Raw genomic sequence first — 3,306 nt, forward strand, 5'->3', positions numbered from 1 at the left:
GGGAACCCCCTTTGGCGGCGCTGCCTTCCCAAGACCGCGCAAATCACGCTAATCAATAAGTTTTACCCCTTTTCTGCATAGCCGACCAACCATAAAGGCTCAACGTAATCAGGTTTCGTCTCCGGGGGAACCCCCTTTGGCGGCGCTGCCTCCCCAAGACCGCGCTGCATCGCTCTTTTAAGGTTTCATTTCATCTCCGGGATGAATCGCGGAGCTGGAACTCTGATAAACAGCCTGAAAAACGTTATACTAAAAATAGTAGGGAAAACAAATTAAGAGCTAACCGCCACCTGCTAAGTAAAAAAAAGAACTTTTTTAATTGTTCCGGTGGGTCGTGGCATCCCGGAGACGAAACCTTAGAAGAGTGGAGCCTTAATCATAAAGTTTTAACCCTTTTATGCATAGCCGACTAACCATAAAGGCTCCACTCTTCTTGCGGTAACTTCTGACCGTATCGTTAATAAAGCTTACCGAGTAACCGAACGCGCCCCGCGTCGGGCAAAGCCCGATAGCGATGGCTGGTGTTGGTAAGAAGCCCACACTCAACCTGACAAGGTGAGTGTGGGAGTATGTCACCAAACTAATAAATTCCATAGGTGCGCTTTCCGTATTAAGAATTAAATTCGCCACGGGTCACACCTTTGGAAGCCAAGGGATTTTAACCTTGTCACAGAGCTAGAGACCGAAACTTGTCTGTTTCTGCTAACGCTGGGTTGATCCCAAACCAGCGCCCTTGTTCATCTTGGTATTCATAGACAAACATACTGCGCAATAGGGTTTGATATTCTTGTTCCCCCTTGACGGACTGCTGTTGCACGACTTGAGATAGCAACTTCCACTCTTCCTCTTCAACAGCCAGAGTCAAATCATCTCGGTATCCCTTAATCACACGCTCTAAACAACTCCTGGAAAAGGGCGGGTCTTCCTGTTGCAAACAGTTATAGAGCAACCCTAACAAGTTACGGACATGACCTCCACTAATGCGACACATCCGGTCGAGGGTTTCTGGGCTATCAAATACTAGTGGAATCAGGGTTAGCCGCTGTTGAGGATCAACCATTGGAAAAGCTCGGGCTAGCAATAGCTGTCGCAGCAGTGCCATACCTTCTGGATAGTCACTACCATCCCGTAACTGTATCGGCACCATGGGCAAAATTTTTGGAGCTACACCACCACCGACTCGATTTTTGAGAGTTTCGTACTCGTTGGAGAACATTAAGGATAAGGGTAGAGTGTAAACCACATGGCAGTTCAAACGCCTTAACTGAGTACCACGGTCGATAAAGAGATATTCTGGCTGGGAGCGACCTGAAGCCATCGAGCGATTATCAACTCGGTCAAGATTATCAATAATCACCACCAAACCCTTTTTGCCAAGCCACTTCAGCTGCTGAATCGCTGATTGTAAAATTTCTTCGTTGATGGCATTCAAAATGCTTTGGGTGCGGGGTTCTAGGTGCTGTCGTAGCAGTTGGCGTTGTTGAGGACTGTCTTTACTTCTGGCTGTAACCTTGGCAATGCCTACCGAAAATTCGGCTTCTGTTGAAAACTCAATAGGAGTTTGCAAAAAGTCTTTGATTTCATTAAATAATTTACTAAAGTAACTGGGTTTGAGCTGTATGCTGATCGCTTCTAGGCTTTCACAGACTGACCTAGCGATGCTGAGTAAAATGTCACTGACATCAACATCTACCATGTCTAGGTCTTGAGAGGACTCAAAATAAACAACATGAAATTGCTGTTTCTCCAAGTCGGCTTTAAGTCTTAACAACTCAGTAGACTTACCACAGCCAATATGACCAGTAAACAATTGACAGGTAGGTTCATCTGGTGACAGACGGGTAATGGTTCGTCCTAAAGCTTCGATAATCTTTCCTCCCCTGACAGCGGAAAAATCGATATAGTATGGATGGTCTTCTGGATTCCCCATATCTAAGGTTTTAGCTGGGTTACACGCTTTGAAAAATCTTGGTAGATGCAGTTCCATAAATTAACCTCCCACCGTTGTGGTGATGGTTGTGGTTTACAGAAGGCGGTTAGAAAGCCCACTCCTTCAACAGGGTGATATAGAAAGCGTCGCCAGTGATTAGTCTTTTGTAAAAGACTAATCATTAATCACTGACCCATCCCACGACTAAGGTACGTGGGATGAGTTAACTATAGAGGACTGATTAGGCACCAATGCCTTTTCCCATCAGACTGATGGAACCTGTTAAGTATAAAACGTGGGAACCTAGTAGTGGTTAAATTAAAAAAAGTATTTGGTGCTCAGTCAGCAATTGCAAAGTTCAAACCTTGTCGTTACCCAGATTTTTGGGTAGATTGGCGTGAAGCGATCGCGCAATGCGCAAAAAACGCCCACGCGCCAATTGTTAGGCTTACTTCAAGTCATAAATGTACTCTGTCGATTGATCGGTAGTAGATGACCAACATCGCATCAGTCTCTCAATCACAATTGTCTAATCGACGCAAACAACTGCGACGGACACGCCGGATTCAATTTTATCAAAGGATTTGGCGTACACTTTTGGTGGGCGGTATCGCTGGAAGTTTACTCTGGGCAATAACTTTACCAGATTGGATGATTCGTCACCCAGAACAAATCGAGATTCAAGGGAATTATTGGCTTTCTGCTGAAGCGATACGCTCCCTGCTGCCTTTATCCTATCCCCAGTCTTTACTACAAGTACAACCCCAAGTCCTTGCCGAGTTTTTGGAATCTGAAGCTCCTATTGCTTCGGCTAATGTTAGCCGTCAACTAATACCACCAGGATTGACAATACAAGTTAGAGAGCGTCAACCAGTGGCTATTGCTGACCAGAGTAAGCTCCAAACCAAAAAAACTAAAAACTCTACCCCAACCTTGGGTTTAGTCGATGAGCAAGGGATCTGGAGCCCCAAGAGCAGTTACGAACCACTCTCGGCCAACCTGAAGTTGCCGAAGTTGAAAGTGATTGGTCAAAATTCCGATTATCGCCCTTACTGGTTCGATGTTTATCAAGCTGTGAGTCATTCGGCTGTCACAGTTTTCGAGATCGATTGGCGAAATCCAGCCAACTTAATTCTAAAAACCGAGTTAGGAAATGTACATTTAGGTCCTTACAGTGAACACTTTTCCACGCAACTGAGAGTTCTAGATCAGATGCGAGAATTGCCGAAGCGCACACAAAAGAGCAAAATAGCTTACATTGACCTGCAAAACCCAGACTTACCATCGATTCAAATGATCACAGACCATAACAGTGTGGAATCCAGAGTTAAATAACGATAAGCGTTGAAGGTCAGACAAGTCTACATCCCTACTCA

General features: G+C 45.1%; 2 protein-coding genes. One reads left to right on the forward strand and one right to left on the reverse strand.

Annotation, left to right across the window (positions count from 1 at the left end; genetic code table 11):
• Window positions 1-667: 667 nt before the first annotated feature.
• Window positions 668-1,987: a P-loop NTPase fold protein gene (locus F6J99_RS43465; protein ID WP_293123257.1), complete on the reverse strand. Its 1,320-nt coding sequence runs from the start codon at window positions 1,985-1,987 to the stop codon at window positions 668-670.
• A 435-nt stretch (window positions 1,988-2,422) separates the two neighbouring features.
• Between F6J99_RS43465 and F6J99_RS43470 the strand changes: the two genes are divergently transcribed.
• Window positions 2,423-3,265 (forward strand): FtsQ-type POTRA domain-containing protein, encoded by an 843-nt coding sequence (locus tag F6J99_RS43470; protein WP_075900140.1) that lies wholly within the window; start codon window positions 2,423-2,425, stop codon window positions 3,263-3,265.
• Window positions 3,266-3,306: the final 41 nt, after the last annotated feature.

The sequence above is a fragment of the Moorena sp. SIO4G3 genome (assembly GCF_010692305.1).
In the GTDB taxonomy this organism is placed as follows: Bacteria; Cyanobacteriota; Cyanobacteriia; order Cyanobacteriales; family Coleofasciculaceae; genus Moorena; species Moorena producens_A.

What these genes read in the sequence shown, in the direction of transcription:
- F6J99_RS43465 (WP_293123257.1), bottom strand. Translation starts at nt 1,987, where the DNA reads ATGGAACTGCATCTACCAAGATTTTTCAAAGCGTGTAACCCAGCTAAA.
- F6J99_RS43470 (WP_075900140.1), top strand. Translation starts at nt 2,423, where the DNA reads ATGACCAACATCGCATCAGTCTCTCAATCACAATTGTCTAATCGACGC.